We start from the raw sequence: 22,756 nt of genomic DNA on the forward strand, positions 1-22,756 counted from the left end.
GGTGCCCCTTCTGCCGGGCGGTCAGAGGTAGACGGCGGAGGCCACGGCGCGCAGCGGCACCCGCTGGTGCCTGCGCAGCAGCGCGGAGGTGAGCCGGTAGGCATCCACGTGGGCCCGCCCGCCGGTCTGCCGGCGCACGAACTCCGGGGCGTCCGGGGCGTCCGGGGCGGACGGCGGGTCCTCGCGGGCCAGCAGTCCGGCGGCGCGCTCGACGGTCTGGCGCAGGAGGTCCTCGCGGTAGGACTGCCCGTTCACGCCCTTGCCGAGCCCGGCGACGAAGTACAGCCTCGTGCCGAGCCGGACGGCCTCCGGTGACGCGTGGTCCCGCAGCGCGCCGGCCAGCCCGGCGACGGTGTGCGCGTGGGCGACGCCGTGCCGGCTGGAGCGCACCGCGCCGTCCAGCGGAACCCGGTCCAGACAGACCCGGTGCGCACGGGCGCCGCCGAGCGCACCGAGGAGTTTCTGCAGCAGGACGTAGTCCTCCGTCAGCTCGCGGTCGTGGAGCAGGACGATCTCGTCGTACTCCTCCACCGCCGGCAGCAGGTCCCGCAGGGCGTAGCCCAGGTAGTTGGGGCGGCCCGTGGCGGACGTGGCGGGGCGCAGCGGCAGTCCCTGGGCGGTGGCGTCCAGGTAGACGGGGCCGCCGTCGTCGCGCGTGTCCAGGCAGAGTCCGTGCTTGGCGAGCCGTTCGACCGTCTCCTCGAACTCGAGCCCCGGCCGCCGCGTGGCGGTGAGACCCGGGTCGTGCATGCCCAGCCAGGCGAAGTGGCCGCGCCACAGCTCCAGCAGCCGCCGGCTCACCGGGTGGGTCCAGCCGGTCTGCTCGACGGCGCGGACGTACGGCAGCAGGGCAGCGTCGCCGGGCGGGTCGCCGCGGGTCTGGAACTCCGTGTAGAGCAGGCCCACTTCGTCCTCGGTGGCGGCGCTCAGGTCGGCGTCGCCGTGGACGCGGTCGAGGTACTCCCAGAAGCCGGCGGTCTGCCGGGTGCCGTTGAAGGTCGTGTTGCTGTAGAGGTAGTCGACGTCGTGGTCGTCCAGCATCCGCGTGGCGCGGTACATGACGTCCACCCACAGCAGCCCCTTGAGGTGGCTGAGGCCGAGCGCCTTGGTGGGGGTGACGGTGACCGGCGCGATCAGCAATCTGGGGCGGGGCGCGGTCACAGGCGCCGGCCGTGGACGAGGAAGACGCGCCCGACCCCGGGAACGTCCCGCGGGGGGACCGGGTCGGGCCAGCGGCCGAAGTCGGCGCCGGGCTCCCCGGCCTGCAGGACCGTCGCCTCGACGCCGTGCTCGGCGAAGAGCGCCTCCGGCTCGTCGTGCCCGGACAGCCACGGGCAGCCCCAGCTCTCGAACACCGCGAGCAGCGGCGCGACGGCGGGTGCGGTGAGGGCCGTGGCGCTGACCAGGTCCGCGGCGACCGTGCTGCCGGGCGCGGTGGCGTCCCGCACCCGGTCCAGCACCTGGCGGACCTGCTCCCGCGTGAGGTAGTAGAGGAATCCTTCGAGCAGCCAGACGGAGGGCCGGCCGGGGTCGTAGCCGGCCTCGGTGAGCGCGGCGGTCCAGTCCGGGCCGAGCAGGTCGGCGCCGACCCGGTGCCGGGTCGCCCGCGGGGGCGGCGGCTCGGCGCGCAGCACCGACTCCTTGGCCGCGAGGACGTCCGCGCGATCGAGTTCGAAGACGTCGACCGGGCACGGCCAGGGCAGCCGGTGGGCCCGGGTGTCCATGCCGGCCGCGGCGATCACGACCTGGGGGCGGTCGGCCTCCGCGGCGCGGGCGAGCAGGAGGTCGTCGAAGTACCGGGTCCTGATCGCGTTGTAGGCGAACGTGCTCGGTACGGGCGCCGCGGGGCCGGCGCGGTTCGGCCGGGTGGCGTCGCCGATCCGGCCGAACAGGTCGGTGCCGAGGACGCCGGCCAGCCGGGCGGCGAACGGGTCCCGGAACAACCGGTCCGGGCGCCGGCTCTCCTGGGCCCGCAGAGCCGCCGTGAGGAGGGAGGTCCTGGCGACCGCGTCGAGGGTTTCCACGCTTGCTCCTTGAAGAAGGGGAGGGGGTGGGAGGGGGGAAGGTGCCGGTCGGCGTCGGCCGCCGCCTTTGCCGGCGGGCGCGGAGGCCCGTTCAGGCGTCGGGAAGGGCGCGCCCGCCTGTTCTGCCGGTGCCTGGCGGGTGCGGGTGCTCGTTCTGGGGTCGGGAAGGGTCCGCCCGCCTGTGGTGGCCGGCGCCCGGCGGGTGCGGGCGCCCCTTCAGGTGCCCAGCAGCCGGTGCCACGCCGCGTCGTCGTTCTGGAAGACCCGGTCCTTCACCTGCGCCGGCCGCGTGCCCCCGGCGACCCTGGCCTGCCAGTCGGCGGCGAAGCCGCCGGGCGCCACGCGGTGCAGGTCGACGGCGCCGAGGCGGGCGCTCGCGCGAGCCGCCCGGTAGCCGTCGGACCGCCCGCCGAGCGCGCTGTCCAGGGCCCGGGCGAACGCCTCGCTCTCCTGCTGCGACCAGCGGCCGAACGGCTCCACGGCGAAGGCGTACCGCCGCGGGCCGTCCGCACCGGGCTCCGGCGCGCCCGGCCGCGCGGGGCGCCCGGCCACCCGGCAGGTGGCGTTGCGGATCTCCAGGCCGGTGGCACGCGTCGCACCGTGCAGGGCGCTCACCACGTGCCCCTCGCGCAGCCGCTCACCGGCGGCGTCGGACAGGGTGCGCCGGCCGGCGTACTCGAGCCGGGGCACGCCCCCGGCCCGGTCCACGACGCGCACCACGTCGCCGAGGGCGTACCGGTAGAGGCCGCCGACATGGCTGAGGACGACGTGGTACTCGCCGCCCGTCGCCAGTTCGTCGCAGAGCAGCGTGTCGCTGCCGGGCGACAGTTCCTCGTCGGCGTCGACGAACTCCAGCAGCCCGCCGGTGACCGCGGGCGAGCCGGCCGTGGGATGCCGGTCCAGCGCCACGGCGACGAAGCCCTCCGACGCCGCCGCGGGAGCGGGCAGCGCGCTCACCCCGGGCCCGAACGACTCGCGCAGCCGGGGGAGGTAGAGGGAGGCCAGTCCGGTGGTCCAGCAGAACAGCACTTCCATGCGCGGCCAGACATGGGCGGGCAGCGGGGCGCCCGCGCGTTCGGCGAGCCGGTCCAGCAGCCGGGCGCGCTCCGGGTCGGGGGCGGGCCCCGGACGGCCGTCGACCGTGCCGTCGTACACGTCCTTGACCAGGCGCGGCCACCACTGCACCAGTTGGTGGGGCAGCGCGGCCACCACGGCGGGGTTGATGCCGATGACGCAGCGCACGTCGTGCGCCATGGCGGCGCGCAGCCGTACGTAGTCGCGCCGCGGGTGGTCGGCCGGGTCCACGAACGACGGCAGGGTGGTCCAGGGGGCGCGGCTGCCCGGCTCCGCCGCCAGCCGCTCACCGAAGGCCCGGCCGAAGTCGACCTGGCTGGCGCCGAGATGGGGGCGTCCGGAGCGGGTCGCGTCCGCGGCGGGCGCGGGGTCGTGCTTGAGGTTGAGCGTGGCGTCGGGCCTGCGGACGGCTTCCGGATGGTGCTCGACGATGTTCGCCCAGGCCGCGTAGTAGGGCGGGAAGAAGGAGGTCCGCATGAACTCCCGGGTGACCGGTATCCGTTTGCTGTCGCCGGTGCTGCCGCTGCTCTTGAAGAAGACCACGGGGGGATCGGCGCTCAGCACGTTGGGCCGGCCGGCCGCGGCGGCCTCCATCCAGGGGCCGAGGGCCTCGTAGTCGGCGATGGGGACGGCCGCGCGGAAGTCGTCGACATTCCGGCAGCGGGCGAAGCCGTGCCGCCGCCCGAATTCGGTGTCGGCGTTCGCGCTCAGCAGGTGCCGCAGGGCGCCGTCCTGTGCCGCCCGCACGTCGCCGAGCGCCTCTCGCAGCCCGTCCCGCTCGGCCAGCACCCTTTCCCGGTACGCGGGGAACAGTTCCGCTTCCATGTCAGACACCGGCCCGATGTCCCGTCGCGTGCACGACGGCTTCGACGGCACGGTCGATGCCGGAGCCCGGTTCGAGGGTGGTCACTTCCATGCCCGCCACCTCCGCGTGCAGCATGTCGCGCAGGTCGTCCTGGAACCGGGTGAACGCTTCCTCGGTGGGTGTGTCGCCGTAGTGCTCCATCGGGTTCAACGCCGCTCCCCGCCCGCTGCGCTCCCAGGCGACGGCGGGCGGAACGTCGAGGTAGACGACCCGGGCGGGCCGCGGGAACGACCGCCACCAGGAGAACAGCGACGGATTGGCGTACCCGAGCAGCGTGCACTTGGCCATGATCTTCAGGTAGTAGGAGTCCACGATCACCGGGCGGCCGGGCGGGGCGCCGGTCACGCGGTCGCGCATGTGCACCACGGCCAGCTGCATCAGGGTGAGGAGGATGTCCGGCGAGTAGCGTCCGGCCGGTGCTTTCAGCGCCTCGGACAGCAGTTCCCGGCGGGCTCGGCCGATCAGCGCGTAATCGGTGTCGAGCGGCGTCTGGTCGCAGGTGACCACCGTCCAGCGACCGCTGTCGGCGAGACGCCGCAGCACCGACGACTTGCCCGAGTAGTCCGGGCCGAGCAGGACGGTGAATTCCGGGCCGTCGGCCCGGGGCGGCGCGTACGGCGGGGCGCCGTACGGCATGGATAAGGTCGGCATCTTCACTTCCTGGTAGCTCATCCGCAGCCGGTTCGAGCACATGCCGGCCCCGCGCACGGCCGCGGGCGCGCGCGGGCACGGCCGCTCGGGCGGCGGCCCGCGCGGGGCCGCGGTGCGGTCGGTTCTTCGGGTGGTGCCGGTTCCTTCGGCGCGCGTGCCGGGCCCGGGGCCCGGCGCCTGATCGGCGGCGGCGGGCCGGGGCCTAGCTCCGCCGGCCGGTGGGGGACGAACCCACGGGCTCGTAGTACTCGGTGAACAGCCGGCCCACCAACTCGCCGCGGCTGGACACGCCGAGCTTCTCGAAGATCGCCTTGATGTGGTCGCGCACCGTGTGCGGCGACAGGTGCAGCTCCTCGGAGATCCCGCTGGTGGACAGGCCGCGCGCCACCCGCCGGGTGACCTCCAGCTCCCGTTCCGACAGCTCGTAGGCCTGCACGACGAGCGGCGTGACGTCGGAGACCGGGGCGCGTTCGATGATCACCGCGGAGGCTCCCGGGCGCCCGTCGGCCCCGCGCAGGCAGGACGCGTGGCACACCAGCCAGCGGCCGGTGCGGGTGCGCATCCTGATCCGCGCGGTGTCCCCGCCGCGCTCCTCGGCGATCGCCCTGGCCCGCATCGCGGTGCCGTGCACCCACAGGGGTACGCGCAGACCGAGCGCGGTGAGCGAGGCGGGACCCTGCGGCATCTCCTCCAGATAGCGCCGTGCCTCGTCGTTGACCGAGACGAGGGCGCCCTCGGCGTCGAACAGCAGCAGCCCGGTGCCGGTCAGAGCGTCGCCGGAGGGCTCGGGGCGCTGTTTGGCGTACGCCCTGAGCAGGCGGGCGACGGGCGTGCCCAGGTCCTCCATGAACCTGCGCTCCCCGGTGGAGAACTCGGCCCGCCCCTTCTCCCGGAACAGGCTGATGTACCCGTGGGGCCGGCCGTCCACCCGCAGCACGGCCCGCAACTCGTCGTGCACCCCGCGCGGCGCCAGAAAACCCCGGTACAGGGAGCTGCGCTCGGGCTCGCCCCCCGTGCTCTCCCACAGGCTGGCCACCGGTACCGGCGCCAGCGCGAGGTCCCGGAACAGGTTGATCTTCTCCGTGAACAGCTCGTACTGCCAGTAGACGGCACAGCTGTGATCCTCGATGTTCTCCGCGAAGATCGGCGACGTGATCATGCCGGTCTCCGGGTCGGTGGCCCGCCAGACGGCGGCGTCGTACGGGACCGCCCTGCGCAGTTGTGTCGCGAGCGTGCTGAACAGCGTGTGCGGGCTGTCCGCGCGTCCGGCGCGCAGGAGGAGTTCGTCGCGACCGAGAGCAGTGGGCATCTCCGGCACTCCGTTCCGGGGTGGTCGACGGATGAAGAGTCAGCCTTGCCTGTCACAACCTGGCACCACCGTACGCCACTTGGCGGTTCCGGGGCGGTGACGCCGGCCGGGGCCGACCGTCACCACACGTCGTCCGGGAGCCACTGCGCGTACCGCCGCGGGCCGGTCAGGACGGGCCCGTTCCCGCGGATGTCCACGGTCGGCAGGCCGGCCGCCTCCGGCATCCTCGGCATCTCCGGCCCGACGTAGAGCGGGTCGATCCGGATGTGCTCGATGCCCAGTGGCCCGAGCAGCGCCAGGAGTGCGGGCCGGGACAACCGGATCCACCGCTGGGTGGGGCCCAGCGCGGCGCGGAGCCGTTCCTCGCGGGTGAAGGCGAGGCCGACCCGTTCCGTACCGGCGCCCGGCCGGGCCGTACGCACGACGGCCGCCGCGCCGTCGAGGTCGCCGACCCGGACCGGGACATACAGGAGCGCGTCCACTACGTCACGTCTCGAGGCAGAACTCGTCGAGCGGGTAGCCGACGTGCCGGTCCTCCGTCGGCAGGAAGCCGAGCACCTTGTCGCCGGGCTTCAGCTCGGTGCTGTTGAGGACCTTGCCGCCCGGGCCGAGCACCCGCACGTGCCAGTCGTCCTGGAGGATCAGATTGACCTCGCGGCCGTCGGTGGAGACCGCGTTCACCGAGATCAGCGGCCTGGTCTCGATCTTGACCCGGCCGACGGTGACGAGCCGGGTGCGGCCCTCGACGTCGGACGCCACGACCTTGCTGCCGGCCTTCAGCTCGCTGAGGTAGTTGGTCCGGCCGTCCTTGGACAGCGTGTACGAGTGGATGGCGCCGGCGTTCACCCGGAACGGGCGGGTCGGCATGTACGGCAGCGGGTGCGTCTCGCTGACGCAGAGGATCATGCCCTTGGAATGCGACCCGACCAGGATGCCCTCGTCCTCGCGGAAGTACGTGCAGGTGTCGACGCAGGCACGCTCGCCCATGCCGACGTGCTCCGTGCCGACGACCTCCAGCTCGGTCAGGACCAGGTCGGGGGTCTCGGCGTTGACCACGGCCTTCAGAGCGGTGGCGTCGCCGACCTTGCGCGGCGCCATCATGACGCCGTCGGAGCCGTGCTCAAGGACGCCGAAGATGATCTCGGCCTCCTCGACGTCGGCCGCCACCGTGATCAGGCTGCCCCGGGCGGCGGCGGACGCCGCGATGACGATCTCCAGCGGGATCTTGGTCGGGTCGCGGAACAGCAGCAGGCTCCACTGCTCGGTGCGCGCCGACTGACAGGCGTCCTCCAGCGTCTTCGCGTCGACGATCTCCACGAACCGGCCGAATTCCAGCCCCGGATGCGCGAGCCGCAGCTCGGCGGGGGTGATCTTGTGGAAGTCGGGGTCCACGATGACCACGGTGGCCTCGCCGAAGTCCTCCGGGAGGGTCTTGCCGCGGGGGAACAGCACCTTGGTGACGGTCGGGGGCAGGCCCTCCAGGGATGCCGGGTCCGCCGCGACGATGCCGTCGACCCGCTGGTGCAGCGCCTCCTGGACGATGGCGTCCCGCGCCTCGTCGACGCCTCGGATGTCCAGCCAACTGAGCTTCATGTGCAGGGCTCCTAGTGGTCACTCACTGTGGATGAGGTCGGCCAGCTTCCCGGCCATGACGCCGGGATCGGGCGCCTCGAAAACGTTGCGGCCCATGGCCACGCCCGCGACGCCGGCGCTCAGCGCCTCGCCGACGTGGGCAAGGACCTGGCCCTCGTCGTCGTTGCGCGGACCGCCGACGGTGATGACCGGGACGGGAGAGCGGGCGACGATCTCCTTCATCTCCGTCACCGAGCCGACGTACGGGGCCTTCACCAGGTCCGCGCCGAGATCGGCGGCCAGGGTCACCGCGTGCGCCACCAGCGCGGGGTCGCGCGGATCGCTGATCCTGGGGCCGCGGGGGTACATCATCGCCAGCAGCGGTACGTTCCAGCGGTCGCAGGCCTCGGCGACCACCGCCAGGTCGGACACCTGCCGCTGCTCGCCGTCCGAACCCAGGTTGACGTGCACGCTCACCGCGTCCGCGCCCAGCCGCAGGCTCTCCTCGACGCCGGCCACCAGGTACTTGGCGTCCGGGTCGGAAGCGTGCACGGTGCTGGCGCTCAGATGGACGATGAGCGAGGTGCTGCCGAACCAGGCGGGATCGACGTGCCGGAGACTGCCCTTGTGCAGGACGATGGCGTCCACCCGGTTGGTGGCCAGCCGGCCCACGAGTGCGTCGAGCCCTTCGCCGCCGGTGATCGGTCCCTGGCTCACCGAATGGTCCATCGGCACGATCAGCAGCCGTTCGGAATCGTTTCGGTAGAGGCGCCGCAGGCGTAGCCGCCTGCCGAACGCGCCATTGGAGATCATGGGGGTTCCTCATTTCTCCGTGCCGGTCTTGGATCAACCCTGAAGAGGGCGGGTATCTTCGGCGTCTCATCCGCATATCGCGTGCGGCGCCTTTCCGATATCGACGGGAAACATCAGCGGTCAAGACTCGTGGGCAACCGGCGAGAAAGGTGTCCACAAAGTGACGACCATGAAGATTGACGGGCACGGCCTGAGCATCGCCCAGACCGTGGCCGCCGCATCCCGCGAAGGTTCGGAATTCGCGGTCTCCGAGGACGCGTTGCGGGCGATGAACGCCTCCCGGAACCTGAAGCTGGAGATCCTCGCGACCGGCAAGCCCATTTACGGGGTGACGACGGGTTTCGGTGACAGCGTCAACCGGCAGATATCACCGGAGAAGACCGCACGACTGCAGAACGAGCTGATCCGCTACCACCTGAACGGAACCGGCCCGCTGGCCTCCGACGAGGTCGTGCGCGCCACCGTGCTGATCCGCGCCAACTGCCTGGCCCGGGGCAACTCCGGCGTCAGCCTCCCCGTCGTGGACCTGCTCCTTGACTTCCTCCGGTACGACATCCTGCCGGCCGTCCCCGAGCGCGGCTCGGTCGGCGCCAGCGGCGACCTGGTCCCGCTCTGCTACCTCGCCAACGCCCTGACGGGCCAGGGCAAGGTGCGCCACCGCGGCGAGACCCGCCAGACCGCGGAGGTGCTGGCCGAGCTGGGCCTCGAACCGGTGACGCTGGAGGCCAAGGACGGGCTGGCGCTGATCAACGGCACCTCCTTCAGCTCGGCGTTCGCCGTCCTGAACACCGAGGCGGCGGCCGAACTCGCCGACGTCGCCGACATCTGCACCGCGCTGGCCGGCGAGGGGATGCTCGGCAACCGGGGCCACTACGCGCCGTTCATCCACAACGAGAAGCCGCACAGCGGCCAGGGCGCCAGCGCCGCGTTCATCCACGAGATGCTCGAAGGCTCCTCGCTGGCGATGACGTACGACCAGGTCGTCGACCTGAACGTCCCGCTGGAGGGCCGGCACTACCAGAAGCTCGCGCGCAGCATCCAGGACCGCTACTCGCTGCGCTGCGCCCCGCACGTCAACGGCGTGCTGCGGGACATGCTCGACTGGGTCCGCACCTGGATGACCGTGGAGATCAACTCCTCCAGCGACAACCCGCTGTTCGACCCCTCCACGGGCGCCGTGTACAGCGGCGGCAACTTCTACGGCGGGCACGTCGTCACCGCGATGGACTCGCTGAAGACGGCCGTCGCCGGCGTCGCCGACCTGCTCGACCGGCAGCTCGCGCTCCTGGTCGACGAGAAGTTCAACAACGGCCTCACCCCGAACCTGATCGCCCGGGTGGACGACGACGACACCGAGGCCGGGCTCCAGCACGGCTTCAAGGGCATGCAGATCGCGTGCTCGGCGCTCACCGCCGAGGCGCTCAAGCACGCGGGTCCGGCCTCCACGTTCTCCCGCTCCACCGAGGCCCACAACCAGGACAAGGTCAGCATGGCCCCGATCGCGGCGCGCGACGCGCGCAACGTGATCGAACTGACCCGTGAGGTCGCCGCCATCCATCTCCTCGCCGCCTGCCAGGCCGTCGAGCTGCGCGGCGTCGACGAGATGAGCCCGCGCACCAGGGCCGTGCACGCGCGCATCCGCAAGGAGGTTCCCTTCGCCGCCAAGGACCGGCAGATGGACGGCGACATCACCGCGGTCGTGGAGATGATCGCCTCCGGCGCCATCACCGAGGCCGCTCGGGCGGGAGGCAATCCGTGACCGTCGCCCTGAACACCGAAGCGGCCGCCTCCGGTCCGGCGTCCGGCGCGCTGCCGGCCATCGGCGACTGGAAGACGTTCGACGAACTGCGGGCGCTCCAGCGGGAGCGGATCGGGCCGACGCTGCGGCACGCTCTCGACTCGCCGTTCTACGCCGAGCGGCTGGGGGCCGGGCAGGAGCTGTCCACGGTGGGCCTCACCGGGAAGTCGGACCTGCGCGACAGCTACCCCTTCGGCATGCTCGCCGTGCCCAGGGAGCGCCTGGCCTCCTACCACGAGTCCAGCGGCAGCACCGGCAACCCGACCCCCGCCTACTTCACCGAGGCGGAGTGGACCGACCTGGCCGACCGGTTCGTCCGCAAGACCGTCCCGCTCGGTCCCGAGGACACCATGCTGGTGCGCATCCCCTACGGGCTGGTGCTCGCCGGGCACATGGCCCACTGGGCCGCCATGCGCGGCGGCGCGACCGTCGTCCCCGGCGACTGCCGCTCGCTCGCGGTGCCCTACTCGCGGGTGGTGCGCGTGCTGCGCGACCTGGAGGTGACGCTGACCTGGTCGACGCCGAGCGAGTGCCTGCTGTGGGTCGCCGCGGCCAAGGCCGCCGGCCACCCCGCCGACTCCTTCAAGTCGCTGCGGGCGCTGTACGTGGCGGGCGAGCCGATGAGCAACGCGCGCCGCCGCCGGATCGAGGAGATCTGGGGCGCCCCGGTCATCGAGGAGTACGGCTGCACCGAGGTCGGCCCGCTGGGCAGCGACTGCCCGTACGGCCGGATGCACTTCTGGGCCGACCGGGTGCTGCCGGAGATCTACGACCCGCAGACCGGGCGGATCACCGCCGAGGGCGCCGGGCAGCTGGTCATCACCCCGCTGTACCGCGAGGCGATGCCGCTGGTGCGCTACAACCTCGAGGACCTGGTGGAACTGCGGTACGAGGACTGCCCCTGCGGGTGGCAGCTCCCCACCGTGCGGGTCATGGGCCGGCTCGGCCAGGGCTACACGGTCGCCGGGCGGCGCCTCGGGCAGATCCAGGTGGAGGAGATGGTCTACCGGCTGCCCGCCTCCCACGGCGTGCTGTTCTGGCGGGCCAGGGCCGAACGGGACCGCCTGGTCGTCGAGTTCGAGGCGCCCGGCCCGGACGGAGCGGAGGCCGCCGCGTCGCTCGCCGCGTCCGTCGAGGCGGAACTCGGGGTGCCCTGTGTGGCCGGCGCGGTGCCCGAGGGCACGCTGGTGCCGACCGCGCTGCTGGCGGAGCAACTGGACGCCATGAAGCCGCGCAAACTGTTCGGGCCCGACGAGGACTGGGGGCAGGCCGTTGTCCGGGGTTGAGACATGGTGATCGTGATGGCCGCGCAGGCCACGGCGTCGGACGTCGCCGCGGTCGTCGCGCGGGTCGAGTCGGCGGGCGGCGAGGCCTTCGTCAGCCGCGGGACGAGCCGCACCGTCGTCGGACTGGTCGGTGACATCGAGCAGTTCGGCACGCTCAGCCTCGGCGCCCTGCGCGGGGTCGCCGAGGTGGTGCGCATCTCGGTGCCGTACAAGCTGATCAGCAGGGAGAGCCACCCGGACCGCTCGGTGGTCCGGGTGGGCGGGGCGCCGATCGGCCCCGGCGCGCCGACGCTGATCGCCGGGCCCTGCGCGGTGGAGACGCCGGAGCAGACGCTGCGGGCGGCGCTGATGGCCCGGGCGGCCGGCGCGACCGTCCTGCGGGGCGGTGCCTTCAAGCCCAGGACCTCTCCCTACGCCTTCCAGGGCCTGGGCGAGGCCGGGCTGAAGATCCTCGCCGACGTGCGCGCCGAGACCGGCCTGCCCGTCGTCACCGAGGTGGTCGACGCCCACGACGTCGAACTGGTCGCCTCGTACGCCGACATGCTGCAGATCGGCACCCGCAACGCGCAGAACTTCGCGCTGCTGCAGGCCGTCGGCGACGTGGACAAGCCGGTCATGCTCAAGCGGGGGATGTCCGGGACCATCGAGGAGTGGCTGATGGCCGCCGAGTACGTCGCGCAGCGCGGCAACCTCGACATCGTGCTGTGCGAACGCGGCATCCGGACGTTCGAGACGGCCACCCGCAACACCCTGGACATCTCCGCCGTGCCCATCGTCCAGCGGCTGTCGCACCTTCCCGTCATCGTCGACCCCTCGCACTCGGGCGGGCGGCGCGACCTGGTGCTTCCGCTGACCCGGGCGGCGCTGGCCGTCGGCGCCGACGGGGTCATCGTCGACGTGCACCCCGACCCGGCGACCGCGCTGTGCGACGGGCCCCAGGCGCTCGTCCACGAGGACCTGGAGGAACTCGGCGCGGCGATGCGCGGCGAGCTGCCCGCGGGGCACCGGATCCTCGACGGGGCCGCCTCCCTCCCGTAACGGCGACGGCCGCCGGGCCCGGTCCGGCGGCCGGTCGCCGCATCCTCCTCAAACGGGGGGTGGGACACGGCTCCCGCCGTTGGCAGAGTCCTTTCCGTCCCGCCACACAACCGGGTCCGGGAGGACTGAGGATGACGACAGGCAAGAGCATCGAGAAGCCGGCCACGGCGGAGCTCTCCGAACGGCTCCGGGGCCGGGTCCTGCTGCCGGGGGACGACGACTTCGCCCCGGAGCTGGACGGGTTCAACCAGATCACCGAGCACGCTCCGGACCTGCTGGCGGTCGTGGCGGGAGCCGAGGACGTGCGCGAGGCCGTGTCCTTCGCCGCCGCCCGCGGGATGCCGGTCGCCGTCCAGGCCACCGGCCACGGCCCGTCCACCGCGGCGGACGGCGGGCTGCTGATCAGCACCCGCGGGATGCGCGGCGTGCGCGTCGACCCGGCCGCGCGCACGGCCCGGGTCGAGGGCGGCACGCAGTGGTTCGAGGTGGTCGAGGCGGCCGCCGAGCACGGCCTCGCCCCGCTCAACGGCTCGTCGCCGCTGACCGGCGTGATCGGCTACACGCTCGGCGGCGGCCTCGGGCTGATGGCCCGCAAGTACGGCTACGCCGCCGACCACGTCACCGCCCTGGAGATCGTCACGCCCGACGGCCAGTCGCACCGGGCCACCGCCGACCAGGACACCGACCTCTTCTGGGCCGTGCGCGGCGGCAAGGGCAACTTCGGTGTCGTCACCGCCCTGGAGTTCGGCCTCGTCCCGGTGGAGCGGCTGTACGGCGGCGGGCTGTTCTTCGCCGGCGAGGCCGCCGCGGAGGTGCTGCACGCCTGGCGCGAGTGGACCGCGACCGTGCCGGAGGACCTCACCTCCTCGCTGGCGCTGCTGCGGCTGCCGGACGTCGAGTCGATCCCGCCCTTCCTGCGCGGCCGGCTGACCGTGCACGTCCGGATCGCCTACCTGGGCTCGGCCGAGGACGGCGACAAGCTGGTCGGGCCGCTGCGTGCCGCCGGTCCGCTGGTCGTCGACACGCTGGCCGACATGCCGTACACGAGGTGCGGAGAGATCCACAACGACCCCACCGAGCCGATCCCCTTCAGCGAGCGGTCGATGATGCTCCGCGAGCTGGACGAGGCGGCCGTGGGCGCGCTGCTGGAGCTGGCCGGCCCGGGCGCCGACTGCATCGACCTGGCCGTGGAGCTGCGGCAGCTGGGCGGCGCGGTCGGCCGGCCGCCGAAGACGCCCAACGCCGTCGACCACCGGGACGCCGCCTTCGCGCTGTCGACCCTCTCGCTGCCCGACAACCGGCCCCCGCTGGTGGTGGACGGCATGGCGGCGTGGGGCACCGGGCGCCGCTACCTCAACTTCCTCGCCAGCCCCGACGCGGCGGACCTCACCGAGAGCGGCTACGAACCGGCCACCTTCGCCCGGCTGGCAGAGATCAAGGCCCGGGTCGATCCGGACAATCTCTTCCGCTTCAACCACAACATCGCGCCGCGTCCCCGGCAGGCCTGAGCTCGCGAAAGAGCGGCGCGGCGCACCCGCGGGCGCGGTAGCACCGGCGCGATATCCCGCCGATACATCCCATTGCAAGGCTGGCCGGGACGCTTACCACTGTTTGATGGATTGTTCAATCAGGAGGACAGCAGTGAAACGACGTGACGTGATGAAGGGCATGGCGGGCGCCGTCGCGGTCGCGGCGGCGCCCGCCGCCGTCATCCACGCGGGCAACACCTGGGCCGCCTCGAACGAAGACGCGGCCGCCCCCGGGGCGGCCGGGGAAGAGTCGGGGGACCTCTACACCGAGCAGTACAAGGGCCGCACGATCACCGTGACGAAGAGCACCGAGAAGGTGCGGATAGACGGCCGGGAACTGCACCTGATGAAGCTGGGCGAGGGTGCGTACCTCAGCTCGATGTGCCACTACCGGTTCGAGGCCACCCCGCTGGCCGCCGGCCGCCAGGCCGTCGACGAGCTGCGGGGGGCGAACCTGCTGCCCTCCGGCGGCCACCACCATGCCTGAACCGGACGCGAGAGAACCGAGAAGGAAGAAGCCCATGGTTCCCGTTCGCAAGAACCACCTCGACATGACCCGCGCGGAGAAGAGACGCTTCATCCGCGCCCTGCTCCGGGTCAAGGAGACAGGCGTCTACGACGAGCTGGTCCGAATACACATAAAGATCAACTCGGGCGACTACCTGGACAAGGACGGCGGCGTCGGCAAGCGCTGGGGTCACATGGGCCCGGGCCTGTTCCCGTGGCACCGCCAGTACCTGCTGGTCCTGGAGCGGGCCATGCAGCGGTTCGACCCCACCGTCACCATCCCGTACTGGGACTGGACCAAGGACCAGAGTCCCGACTCGCCCCTGTGGGCCGACGACTTCATGGGCGGCAACGGCCGGCCCGGCGACGGCATGGTCATGACCGGCCCGTTCGCCCGCTGCAACGGCTGGAAGCTGAACGTCAGCGTCGTCCCGGTCGGCGACGAGCACCCGGCGTTCAACGGCAACTACACCGCGGACGACCGGGACTACCTGGTCCGCGACTTCGGCACCACCAACCCCGTCCTGCCGACGACGAAGGAGCTGGAGGACACCCTCGCCCTGCCGACGTACGACACGCCGCCCTACAACTACACCTCGGGGTACGGCACCGAGACGCAGTCCCTGCGCAACCACCTGGAGGGGTACGCGAAGTTCCCCCACGAGGCCAACCTGGGCAAACTGCACGGCGCCGGCCACACCTGGGTGGGCGGCCACATGCTGTACATCGGGTCGCCGAACGACCCCATCTTCTTCATGCACCACTCCTTCCTCGACAAGGCCTGGTCGATCTGGCAGAAGCAGCACCCGGACGTTCCTCAGTACCTTCCGGTGGAAGAGCACCCGGATGTGCCCTCGCTGCACACCAAGCTCGCGCCCTGGTACACGATGACACCGGCCGATCTGCTCGATCACACGAAGTTCTACCGTTACGAATAGGGTTCTTCAGAGGTCCAGGAAACATCTCGCACGACCGTAGTCCTGTGCCGCCGACGACAGTTGCCATCGACATTCACGTGATGCCGATGGCAACTGCATTGGCGTAATTACGGGTCTTCACGCGCCCGTGCGTCATTTTCTCGCACATCATTACCGGGGGTATAGATATGTGCGCCGACCACGTGTTCCACATACTTGGCCCGCTACTAGTGACGAACGGCGGGGAGCCGATAGAAATAAGCGGTATCCGCAGGCAGAAGTTACTCGCCGCACTGCTTCTGCAGCCGAATCAGATGGTCAGCCTCGACCGGCTCGTCGACGTCATGTGGGACGACAAGCCGCCCGCGTCCGCCCACGGACAGATCCGCATCTGCGTCTCCGGCCTCCGCCGCCTGCTCAGGGGCGGCGAGCGCGACAGCGTGATCGAGACCCACCCCTCCTGCTACCGGATCAACGTCCACGGCGAGGACGCCGTGGACCTGTTCACTTTCGAGCGGCTGGTCTCCCAGGGGCGGGCCATGGTCCGCGACGACAAGTTGGAGCGCGCCGAGAGGCTGCTGAAGTCGGCGCTCGCGCTGTGGCGCGGACCGGTCGCGGCCGGCCTCGACAGTCCGGCGCTGGGCGCGCTCGTCGTCAGGCTGCACGAGGACCGGCTGACCGTGCAGGAGGAGTACTTCGACGTGGCGCTGAAGCTCGGGCACCACCAGCGGATCATCGGCGATCTGACCGGTTTCGTCTCCGAGAACCCCTTCCGGGAGCGCGCCTGCGCCCAACTGATGCTGGCGCTCTACCACTCGGGCCGCCAGGCGGACGCCCTGAAGACCTTCCGCGCCGTCAGGGCGCGGTTCTCCGAGGACCTCGGCATCGAGCCGGCCCGGGACCTGCACGTCCTGCACCAGTCGATCCTGGTGGGGCGGCTCTCCTCGGCGGGCGCACCTCCCGCGGACCCGCCCGCCTACGCCACCCCTCGCCCGGACGGTCACCAGGGCCGCCGCCCGGCCGGCGTCGCGCTGCTCTCCCGGACCTCGCCGAACACCGTCACGGCCGACCCGTTGGAGCAACTGCGGCTGGAGAACGACCTGCTCCGCACGGAACGCGACGGGCTCCGCCGGATCCTGTCCCTCTGGCTGGACCTGAGCGACGTCGACCTGGGCGTCGCGGCCTACTGAACCGGCTCACGGCAACGCCCCTCCCTCTGCTCCTCGATGGACAGGACCAGGGGGAGGGGCGTGCCGCGTTTTCACCTTCAGGGCGGCTGCTTCGGGCCTCTGCTCTTGGGCCGCTGCTTTTGGGCTTCGGCTTTCGGGCCTCCGCCCCGTACGCGTCAGGCCTCCTGCTGCGCCCGGGCGGGCGGGAGCGTCAGGGCGATCAGACCGGCCAGCAGCGGGAGCGCCGCGACGACGGCGAGCGCGCTGGTGAGGTCCATGTGTTCGGAGAGGGTGCCGGCCGCGGCCGAGCCGATGCCGCCGCCGACGAAGAACAGCAGGTTGAGCACGCCCATGGCACCACCGCGCTGGGCGGGCGCGAGGCGGCTGGAGAGCACGGCGGTGGTGAGCACCTGGGTGGCGGCGAACGTCGCCATGCCCATGGAGGTGCCGATGAGCATCACGACGATGCCGCCGTCGACGAGGCCGACGATGCCGAGGAACACCGCACAGCTGACGGCGGTCCCGGCGAGCAGCAGGCTGCCGCCCTTGCCGACGGTGAGCTTGCTGGCCACACGGGCGGCCACGGCGCCGACGACCGCGCCCGGGAGCAGCCAGGCGCCGATCTTGAACACGCCCCAGCCGTACTGCACGGTGAGGATCTGCGGCACCGCGTACATCGCGGCGAACAGGCCGGCGTAACCGCCCACGCCGATCATCGCCGAGGTCAGGAAGGTCCGGTCGGTGGCCAGTTCACGCGGGAGGAACCCGTCGGGCCGCTTGCCGATCCGCGTCAGCAGGCCGGCCACCGACACCACGAGGAGCACCGCCAGCCCCATCACCAGCGGGGTGTCGAGGTCGAGGGAGGACGCCTGGATGAGGAGCAGCAGGGAGGTCGCACCGGCGCCCAGCAGGACGCCGCCGGTCACGTCGACGGCCTTGCCGTAGCCGGGGCGGGAGGCCGCGAGCTCCAGGCAGAAGGGCACCAGCAGCAGCGAGAGGGCCGGCAGCACCAGGGTCAGCCGCCAGTCCAGCCAGTCCGTCACCATGCCGCCCATGAGGGTGGCGGTGGAGGAGAACAACGCCATGGACGCGCCGAAGATGGCCAGGATCTTCGTCCGGTGTTCGGCCGCCGCTCCCGAGGCGAGCGTGAGGGCGCTGGAGGTCATGGCGCCGGAGCCCGCCGCCTGCACGAAACGGCCGGCGATCAAGGTGCCGAAGTCCTGTGCGACCAGGCACAGCACCGCGCCCACGGCGAGGAACAGGGCCCCGGTGAGGAGGGTGTTGCGCACGCCCCACTTCTCGGAGAGCCGCCCGAAGAACGCGGTGCCCACGCCGAGCGCGAGGGCGTGCGCCGTCAGCACCCAGCCGGCGACCGCCGGGCGGACCTCCATCTCCATGGCGACGTCGGGCAGCGCCACGCCCGCGGCGGTCACTCCGAAGATCACGGGGCCGAAGAGGGCTCCGAGCCTGAGCCCGGTCAAGCCCGCACCGGGTGCGGTTCGCGGCGGAGCCTGCACCGCGCTGTTGGTGGTCATCGAGAGTCGTCCCTTCCAGGGTTCGTGAGGTGTGCCGAGTCGGCGTTTTCGTGTGGTCGGGGGTTCTGTGCGGGGCGTTCGGAGGCCCGCACGCGCGGAGAGATGTTGTGGTTGAACCGGAAGAGGTTCTCCGGGTCGTACCGCGCCTTGATCTCGCGCAGCCGCGCGTAGTCGGCGGGCGCGTAGCCCCGGTGGGCCAGCCGGGCGGTGCCCGGCCCGGCGAGGAAATTGAGATGGGCGCGGCCCGTCCCGCGATGCGCCATGCCGTCCACGACGTGTTCCGGGCGTCCGCCGGGCGGTCCGAGCGTGGTCAGGCAGTACCGGGCGTCGCGGTGGTCGACCGCGCCCGGCACCGCGGCCGGCCGGCCGAGCGCGCCGCCCATGTGCCGCAGCTCGACCACGGCGTCCGTGCAGCCGCTGCCCGGACCGGCGAGGCGGAGCAGGTCGTCGACCGCGTCCGGGCCCAGCTCGCGCAGCATGGCGGAGCGTTCGTCGTAGGCGATGGGGAAGGCCGGGTCGTTGTGGATGTCCGCGAAGCGGGTGTACGGCATCTCCCCCAGCGTGTCCGCGAGCGTCGGGGCGACGGCGCGCAGGGGCCTGACCAGTCGCTCCCCCTCGTCGCCCGGGCCGAGGTGGGCGACGCGGACGTGCACCAGGAGCCCGCCCCGCGGGAAGGGCGGGATCGGCCTCTGGTCGGGCATCCGCAGCAGCGCGAGCGAGGAGGCGGTCTCCTCCGGCACGGACTCCGTCCACGACCGCCAGGCGTGCAGGACCTCGGCGGCGGCGTCGCCGGGGAAGAAGAGACCGCCGCCGTAGAGCCGGGTGACCGGCACCAGCCCGAACTCCAGGGCCGTCACCACGCCGAAGTTGCCCTTGCCGCCGCGCAGCGCCCAGAAGAGGTCCGGGTGCCGCCGCGCGGTGGCGGTGCGGGGGAGTCCGTCGGGGGTCACGATGTCCACCGCGGTGACGTGGTCGGCGGCGAAACCGTACGCGCGGGACAGCAGCGCCAGTCCGCCGCCCAGGGTGTAGCCGACCACTCCCACCAGTGGTGAGGAGCCGTTGAGCGGAGCGAGTCCGTGGACGGCGGCCGCGTCGACGACCTGCCGCCAGCGCGCGCCGGCCTCGGCCCGGGCGACCCGGGCGGCGGGGTCGACGGTCACGCCGGTCATCCGGCGGGTGTTGACGAGCAGCCCGGTTCCCTCGGTGACACGCGAGGGACCGTGGCCGGTCGCCTGGACCGCCGTCGGCAGTCCGGTCTCGGCCGCGAAGGCGACGGCCTTGCGCACCTCCGTGGCGTCCCGTGCGCCGAGGACCATCGCGGGCCGGTGCCGCAGGACCCGGTTGAACCCGGCGACCTCGGCCGCGTACCCCTCGTCGCCGGGCCCCAGCACCGGACCGGAAAGGCGCCCGGCAAGCCGTTGCGCGGTTGCCGGTCTGTACATGCGTCAGCCCTCCCAGACGGAGCCAGTCGGTTCGCTGATCACACTTCCAGCGCCGACTCGGAGGGCCCATCCCTCTATTGAGGGGAAGTGGGGGGCGGCCTATTGAGGAGAAGTGGGCTGCGGCATGTCGCCCATGACACGGAGCATCTCGACCAGCTGCCTTGTCCGCTCCTCGCCCAGCAACTCCTCCACCCGTGCGTGCAGTTGCGCGGCCTCCTCGACCCCCTCGGCCAGACGCCGGCGGCCGGTGTCGGTGAGGGCGACGATGCGGCGCCTGCGGTTCGCCGGGTCCATCTCCTTGGTCACCAGGCCGCGCGCCTCCAGGCGGTCCAGCAGAACGGTGAGCGTGGAGCGGTCTACGGCGGTCAGGGCCCCCAGTGCGGACTGGTCCAGGCTGCCGTGGTCGTCCAGGGCGAGCAGCACCGCGAACTGGGGACTGGTCAGGTCGGGCAGGCGCTGCTGCCACAGCGCCGCCCACGCCTGCCCGGCCCGGCGCAGCTGATGCGGCAGCGCCTCTTCCAGTTGTGGCCGTGGCCGAGGGCTTGTGTTCGTCATGTCGGCCAGTATATTCAGTACAAGGATATTCCGTACACGGAAGATTGCGGTGGGGGCCAGGATGCGGCTGATCGTGGGAATGACCGGCGCCACCGGCGCGGTGCTGGGCGTTCGACTGCTCACCGAGTTGCAGCGGAACCCGCAGGTGGAGACACACCTGGTGCTCAGCCGCTGGGCGCGCGCGACGGTGGAACTGGAGACCGGGTTGAGCACCCGCGAGGTGGCCGCGCTGGCCGACGTCACCTACTCGCCCGACGACCAAGGGGCGGCGATCTCCTCCGGCTCGTTCCCCACCGACGGCATGGTGATCATCCCGTGCAGCATGAAGACGCTGGCCGGCATCCGGGCCGGGTACGCCGAAGGGCTGATGGGCCGCGCCGCCGACGTGACGCTCAAGGAGCGGCGCCGGATGGTTCTGGTGCCGCGCGAGACGCCGCTCAACGAGATCCATCTGGCGAACATGCTGGAACTCGCCCGCATGGGCGTCTCGATCGTGCCGCCCATGCCCGCCTTCTACAACCGACCGGAGTCGGTCGACGACATCGTCGACCACATCGTCATGCGGGTTCTCGACCAGTTCGGCCTCGAGGCCACCGGCGCCCGCCGCTGGGAGGGCTTCCCGCAGCGGCCGTCGGCCGCCCGGGCGGGCCTGGCGGCCGACGTCCCCGCGATACGCCACAACGGCACGCAGCAGAGGAGCGCGCGTTCATGAGCAGGCCTATGACGGAGCCTACGGGCGGGGCGACGACCGAGCCCGCGGCCGGGGCGGTGCCCGACCTTGCGGCCGATTCTGCGGCCGGGTCGGTGACCGACTCTGGAGCCGGGTCGGCGACCGATTCCACGGCCGGCCCGGCGACCGGGCTGGCGGCCGACCCCACGACCAGCTCGATGACCGGCCCCACGGCCGGGACGGCGACCGGGCCCGCGACCAGCACGGCGACCGGCCCCACGACCAGGACGGCGACCGGGCCCGCGACCGGCTCGACGACCGCCCCCACAGCCAGCCCTGCGACCAGCCCGGCGACGACCGACCCCACGGCCGGCCCCAGGCCGCTGATCCGGTTCGGTGAGCTGCGCGGTTACCTCGACGCGTTGGAGGCGCTCGGCGACCTGCGTCGCGTCACGCGGCCGGTGAGCGCCGATCTGGAGGCCGCCGCGATCAGCCGCCTGTCCTGCGAACGACAGGCCCCGGCCCCGCTGTTCGAGAACGTGGAGGGCGTCGCGCCGGGCTTCCGGCTGCTCGGGGCGCCCGCCGCGCTCAGTTCCGCCCCCGGCAAGCCGCTGGCCCGGGTCGCCCTGTCCGTCGGCCTGCCCGCCGGGACCACCGCCGCCGAACTGGTCGACCACCTGGCCCGTACCCGCGACGCGAAGCCCGTCCCCCCTCGGCCGGTCGCGCGGGAGGACGCGCCCTGCAAGCAGAACGTGCTGCTGGGCGACGACGCCACCCTCGACCGCTTCCCGGTACCCCGGGTCCACGAGTTCGACGGCGGCCCCTACGCCAACACCTGGGGCATCATCGTCGCCAGGACGCCGGACGGCCGGTGGACCAACTGGTCGATCGCCCGGATCATGCTGATCGACGGCAAGCACATGACCGGCCTGGTGATCCCGGCGCAGCACATCGGCATGATCTGGTCGGAGTGGGTGAAGATCGGCGAGCCGATGCCGTACGCGCTGGTGCAGGGCGGTGACCCGGCCGTCCCGTTCGTAGGGGGCGTTCCGCTGCCGCCGGGCGTCGACGAGGCCGGCTACATCGGGGCGCTGCACGGCGAGCCGGTCGACGTCGTACGGTGCGAGACGGTGGACCTGGAAGTGCCCGCGGGCGCGGAGATCGTCATCGAAGGGCACCTGTCCGTCGGCCGCGACGCGCGGGAGGGACCATTCGGCGAGTTCGCCGGATACGGCTCCACAGAGACGTCGATGCAGCCGGTGTACACGGTCGAGGCCATCACCCACCGCGACGACCCGATCTGGCCGTTGGTGGCCGAGGGCCGGCCGGTGGACGAGTTCCACACCGTGACGGGCGTCGGTCAGGCGGCCGAGGTCCTGGCGGAGCTGCGCGCCGCCGGCCTGCCGGTCACCACGGCCTGGTCACCGCTGCGCGCCGCGTCGCACTGGATGGTGGTCACCGTCCCGCGGGACTGGCGGGAGCGGCTGCCCGGCGTCGACTCCGCCGAACTCACGCACCGGATCGGCAAGGTGCTCTCCGAGTCCCACTCGGGCCGCGCCACGGCTGCCACCTTCGTCCTGGACGACGACATCGACCCGGCCGACGACACCGACCTGCTGTGGGCGCTGGCCACCCGGATCCACCCCCTGGACCGGGCGGAGGCGTGGTACGGCTTCGTCCACCCGCTGCTGAACTGCTACACCCACGAGGAGCGCGCCGCCCAGTCCGGCCCGATCGTCTTCCACGACGGGCTGCTGCCCGCCCCCGGCGAGGGCCGGCTCCCGCACAGTTCCTTCGCCCAGGCATACCCGGAGCGGATCCGCCGCAGGGTCCTCGAACACTGGCACGACTGACACCGCCCCCGACCGGACCGGCGCGTCCCTGATGAATGGGACCGGCGCGGTCCTGGCGAAGGGCCCCCACCCGAACCTGGACGGAGCAAGTGAACACTGACCAGCAGCACGAAGGGCTCGCAGCCCCACTCCGCCACGTGGCGACCGCC

The 22,756-nt window shown here is 72.4% G+C and carries 20 protein-coding genes; 9 read left to right on the top strand and 11 right to left on the bottom strand.

The features are described 5' to 3' along the window. Positions 1-21: 21 nt before the first annotated feature. From RI578_RS23235 to bagB, 8 genes are all read right to left on the bottom strand, one after another. Positions 22-1,161 carry a hypothetical protein gene (locus tag RI578_RS23235; RefSeq protein ID WP_310872876.1) on the bottom strand — a complete coding sequence of 380 codons (1,140 nt, stop codon included), beginning with the start codon at positions 1,159-1,161 and terminating at the stop codon, positions 22-24. Then, the gene (locus tag RI578_RS23240) at positions 1,158-2,024 is read right to left on the bottom strand and encodes an SAM-dependent methyltransferase (RefSeq protein WP_310872877.1); all 867 of its coding nucleotides are present in this window, start codon (positions 2,022-2,024) and stop codon (positions 1,158-1,160) included. Before RI578_RS23240 ends, RI578_RS23235 begins: the two co-directional genes overlap by 4 nt. Positions 2,025-2,240: 216 nt before the next feature. After that, positions 2,241-3,923: a GH3 auxin-responsive promoter family protein gene (locus tag RI578_RS23245; RefSeq protein WP_310872878.1), complete on the bottom strand. Its 1,683-nt coding sequence runs from the start codon at positions 3,921-3,923 to the stop codon at positions 2,241-2,243. Between the two features lies 1 nt (position 3,924). Further along, positions 3,925-4,614 (bottom strand): hypothetical protein, encoded by a 690-nt coding sequence (locus RI578_RS23250; RefSeq protein WP_310872879.1) that lies wholly within the window; start codon positions 4,612-4,614, stop codon positions 3,925-3,927. A gap of 202 nt (positions 4,615-4,816) precedes the next feature. Next, the gene (gene bagY, locus RI578_RS23255) at positions 4,817-5,923 is read right to left on the bottom strand and encodes a LuxR family transcriptional regulator BagY/FevT (RefSeq protein WP_310872880.1); all 1,107 of its coding nucleotides are present in this window, start codon (positions 5,921-5,923) and stop codon (positions 4,817-4,819) included. 119 nt (positions 5,924-6,042) lie between these two features. Further along, a complete protein-coding gene (locus RI578_RS23260; RefSeq protein WP_310872881.1) occupies positions 6,043-6,405 on the bottom strand; it encodes an SAV_915 family protein in 363 nt (120 codons plus the stop codon). Between the two features lie 4 nt (positions 6,406-6,409). Next, positions 6,410-7,516: a bagremycin/ferroverdin biosynthesis 3,4-AHBA synthase BagC/FevH gene (gene bagC / locus RI578_RS23265; protein WP_121747566.1), complete on the bottom strand. Its 1,107-nt coding sequence runs from the start codon at positions 7,514-7,516 to the stop codon at positions 6,410-6,412. Between the two features lie 18 nt (positions 7,517-7,534). Beyond that, a complete protein-coding gene (gene bagB, locus RI578_RS23270) occupies positions 7,535-8,308 on the bottom strand; it encodes a bagremycin/ferroverdin biosynthesis DhnA-type aldolase BagB/FevI (RefSeq protein WP_310872882.1) in 774 nt (257 codons plus the stop codon). Positions 8,309-8,477: 169 nt separating this feature from the next. Between bagB and bagA the strand changes: the two genes are divergently transcribed. The 7 genes from bagA to bagI all read left to right on the top strand — a co-directional run bounded on the left by bagA (position 8,478) and on the right by bagI (position 16,573). After that, positions 8,478-10,067, top strand: coding sequence for a bagremycin/ferroverdin biosynthesis tyrosine ammonia-lyase BagA/FevW (gene bagA / locus RI578_RS23275; protein WP_310872883.1), 1,590 nt, complete (start codon positions 8,478-8,480; stop codon positions 10,065-10,067). After that, the gene (bagE, locus tag RI578_RS23280) at positions 10,064-11,392 is read left to right on the top strand and encodes a bagremycin/ferroverdin synthetase BagE/FevW (RefSeq protein WP_310872884.1); all 1,329 of its coding nucleotides are present in this window, start codon (positions 10,064-10,066) and stop codon (positions 11,390-11,392) included. The genes bagA and bagE overlap by 4 nt, the downstream gene beginning before the upstream one ends. A gap of 3 nt (positions 11,393-11,395) precedes the next feature. Further along, positions 11,396-12,430, top strand: coding sequence for a phospho-2-dehydro-3-deoxyheptonate aldolase BagF/FevY (gene bagF, locus RI578_RS23285; RefSeq protein WP_310872885.1), 1,035 nt, complete (start codon positions 11,396-11,398; stop codon positions 12,428-12,430). 131 nt (positions 12,431-12,561) lie between these two features. After that, complete coding sequence (bagG, locus tag RI578_RS23290; RefSeq protein WP_310872886.1) at positions 12,562-13,938, top strand: bagremycin/ferroverdin biosynthesis FAD-dependent oxygenase BagG/FevA2; 1,377 nt, start codon at positions 12,562-12,564, stop codon at positions 13,936-13,938. 133 nt (positions 13,939-14,071) lie between these two features. Beyond that, positions 14,072-14,446, top strand: coding sequence for a bagremycin/ferroverdin biosynthesis copper chaperon BagZ/FevE (bagZ, locus tag RI578_RS23295; RefSeq protein ID WP_310872887.1), 375 nt, complete (start codon positions 14,072-14,074; stop codon positions 14,444-14,446). Between the two features lie 34 nt (positions 14,447-14,480). After that, positions 14,481-15,404 carry a bagremycin/ferroverdin biosynthesis o-aminophenol oxidase BagH/FevF gene (gene bagH, locus RI578_RS23300; protein ID WP_310872888.1) on the top strand — a complete coding sequence of 308 codons (924 nt, stop codon included), beginning with the start codon at positions 14,481-14,483 and terminating at the stop codon, positions 15,402-15,404. A gap of 167 nt (positions 15,405-15,571) precedes the next feature. Then, positions 15,572-16,573 carry an AfsR/SARP family transcriptional regulator BagI/FevR gene (gene bagI / locus RI578_RS23305; RefSeq protein WP_310872889.1) on the top strand — a complete coding sequence of 334 codons (1,002 nt, stop codon included), beginning with the start codon at positions 15,572-15,574 and terminating at the stop codon, positions 16,571-16,573. Between the two features lie 155 nt (positions 16,574-16,728). Here the strand turns inward: bagI and bagJ are convergent, their stop codons facing one another. The 3 genes from bagJ to bagL all read right to left on the bottom strand — a co-directional run bounded on the left by bagJ (position 16,729) and on the right by bagL (position 20,084). Beyond that, a complete protein-coding gene (gene bagJ / locus RI578_RS23310) occupies positions 16,729-18,087 on the bottom strand; it encodes a bagremycin/ferroverdin transporter BagJ/FevB (protein ID WP_310872890.1) in 1,359 nt (452 codons plus the stop codon). After that, the gene (bagK, locus tag RI578_RS23315) at positions 18,084-19,529 is read right to left on the bottom strand and encodes a bagremycin/ferroverdin biosynthesis FAD-dependent oxygenase BagK/FevA1 (protein ID WP_310872891.1); all 1,446 of its coding nucleotides are present in this window, start codon (positions 19,527-19,529) and stop codon (positions 18,084-18,086) included. Before bagK ends, bagJ begins: the two co-directional genes overlap by 4 nt. A gap of 99 nt (positions 19,530-19,628) precedes the next feature. Beyond that, the gene (gene bagL / locus RI578_RS23320; protein WP_210963806.1) at positions 19,629-20,084 is read right to left on the bottom strand and encodes a MarR family transcriptional regulator BagL/FevM; all 456 of its coding nucleotides are present in this window, start codon (positions 20,082-20,084) and stop codon (positions 19,629-19,631) included. Between the two features lie 61 nt (positions 20,085-20,145). Between bagL and bagM the strand changes: the two genes are divergently transcribed. Next, positions 20,146-20,796, top strand: coding sequence for a bagremycin/ferroverdin biosynthesis UbiX family decarboxylase BagM/FevK (gene bagM / locus RI578_RS23325; RefSeq protein WP_310875836.1), 651 nt, complete (start codon positions 20,146-20,148; stop codon positions 20,794-20,796). Next, on the top strand, positions 20,793-22,607 hold the full coding sequence (bagN, locus tag RI578_RS23330) for a bagremycin/ferroverdin biosynthesis UbiD family decarboxylase BagN/FevL (protein WP_310872892.1): 1,815 nt from the start codon (positions 20,793-20,795) through the stop codon (positions 22,605-22,607). The genes bagM and bagN overlap by 4 nt, the downstream gene beginning before the upstream one ends. Positions 22,608-22,756: the final 149 nt, after the last annotated feature.

This window comes from Streptomyces sp. BB1-1-1, from assembly GCF_031597775.1.
GTDB classification, from domain to species: domain Bacteria; phylum Actinomycetota; class Actinomycetes; order Streptomycetales; family Streptomycetaceae; genus Streptomyces; species Streptomyces thinghirensis.

Bases quoted from the DNA above. Each gene is read 5' to 3' on its own strand.
- bagG (WP_310872886.1), top strand. From the start codon at position 12,562: ATGACGACAGGCAAGAGCATCGAGAAGCCGGCCACGGCGGAGCTCTCC.
- RI578_RS23245 (WP_310872878.1), bottom strand. From the start codon at position 3,923: ATGGAAGCGGAACTGTTCCCCGCGTACCGGGAAAGGGTGCTGGCCGAG.
- bagJ (WP_310872890.1), bottom strand. From the start codon at position 18,087: ATGACCACCAACAGCGCGGTGCAGGCTCCGCCGCGAACCGCACCCGGT.
- bagB (WP_310872882.1), bottom strand. From the start codon at position 8,308: ATGATCTCCAATGGCGCGTTCGGCAGGCGGCTACGCCTGCGGCGCCTC.
- bagM (WP_310875836.1), top strand. From the start codon at position 20,146: ATGCGGCTGATCGTGGGAATGACCGGCGCCACCGGCGCGGTGCTGGGC.
- bagF (WP_310872885.1), top strand. From the start codon at position 11,396: ATGGTGATCGTGATGGCCGCGCAGGCCACGGCGTCGGACGTCGCCGCG.
- bagC (WP_121747566.1), bottom strand. From the start codon at position 7,516: ATGAAGCTCAGTTGGCTGGACATCCGAGGCGTCGACGAGGCGCGGGAC.
- bagK (WP_310872891.1), bottom strand. From the start codon at position 19,529: ATGTACAGACCGGCAACCGCGCAACGGCTTGCCGGGCGCCTTTCCGGT.
- bagI (WP_310872889.1), top strand. From the start codon at position 15,572: ATGTGCGCCGACCACGTGTTCCACATACTTGGCCCGCTACTAGTGACG.
- RI578_RS23250 (WP_310872879.1), bottom strand. From the start codon at position 4,614: ATGCCGACCTTATCCATGCCGTACGGCGCCCCGCCGTACGCGCCGCCC.
- bagY (WP_310872880.1), bottom strand. From the start codon at position 5,923: ATGCCCACTGCTCTCGGTCGCGACGAACTCCTCCTGCGCGCCGGACGC.
- bagN (WP_310872892.1), top strand. From the start codon at position 20,793: ATGAGCAGGCCTATGACGGAGCCTACGGGCGGGGCGACGACCGAGCCC.
- bagL (WP_210963806.1), bottom strand. From the start codon at position 20,084: ATGACGAACACAAGCCCTCGGCCACGGCCACAACTGGAAGAGGCGCTG.
- bagA (WP_310872883.1), top strand. From the start codon at position 8,478: ATGAAGATTGACGGGCACGGCCTGAGCATCGCCCAGACCGTGGCCGCC.
- bagH (WP_310872888.1), top strand. From the start codon at position 14,481: ATGGTTCCCGTTCGCAAGAACCACCTCGACATGACCCGCGCGGAGAAG.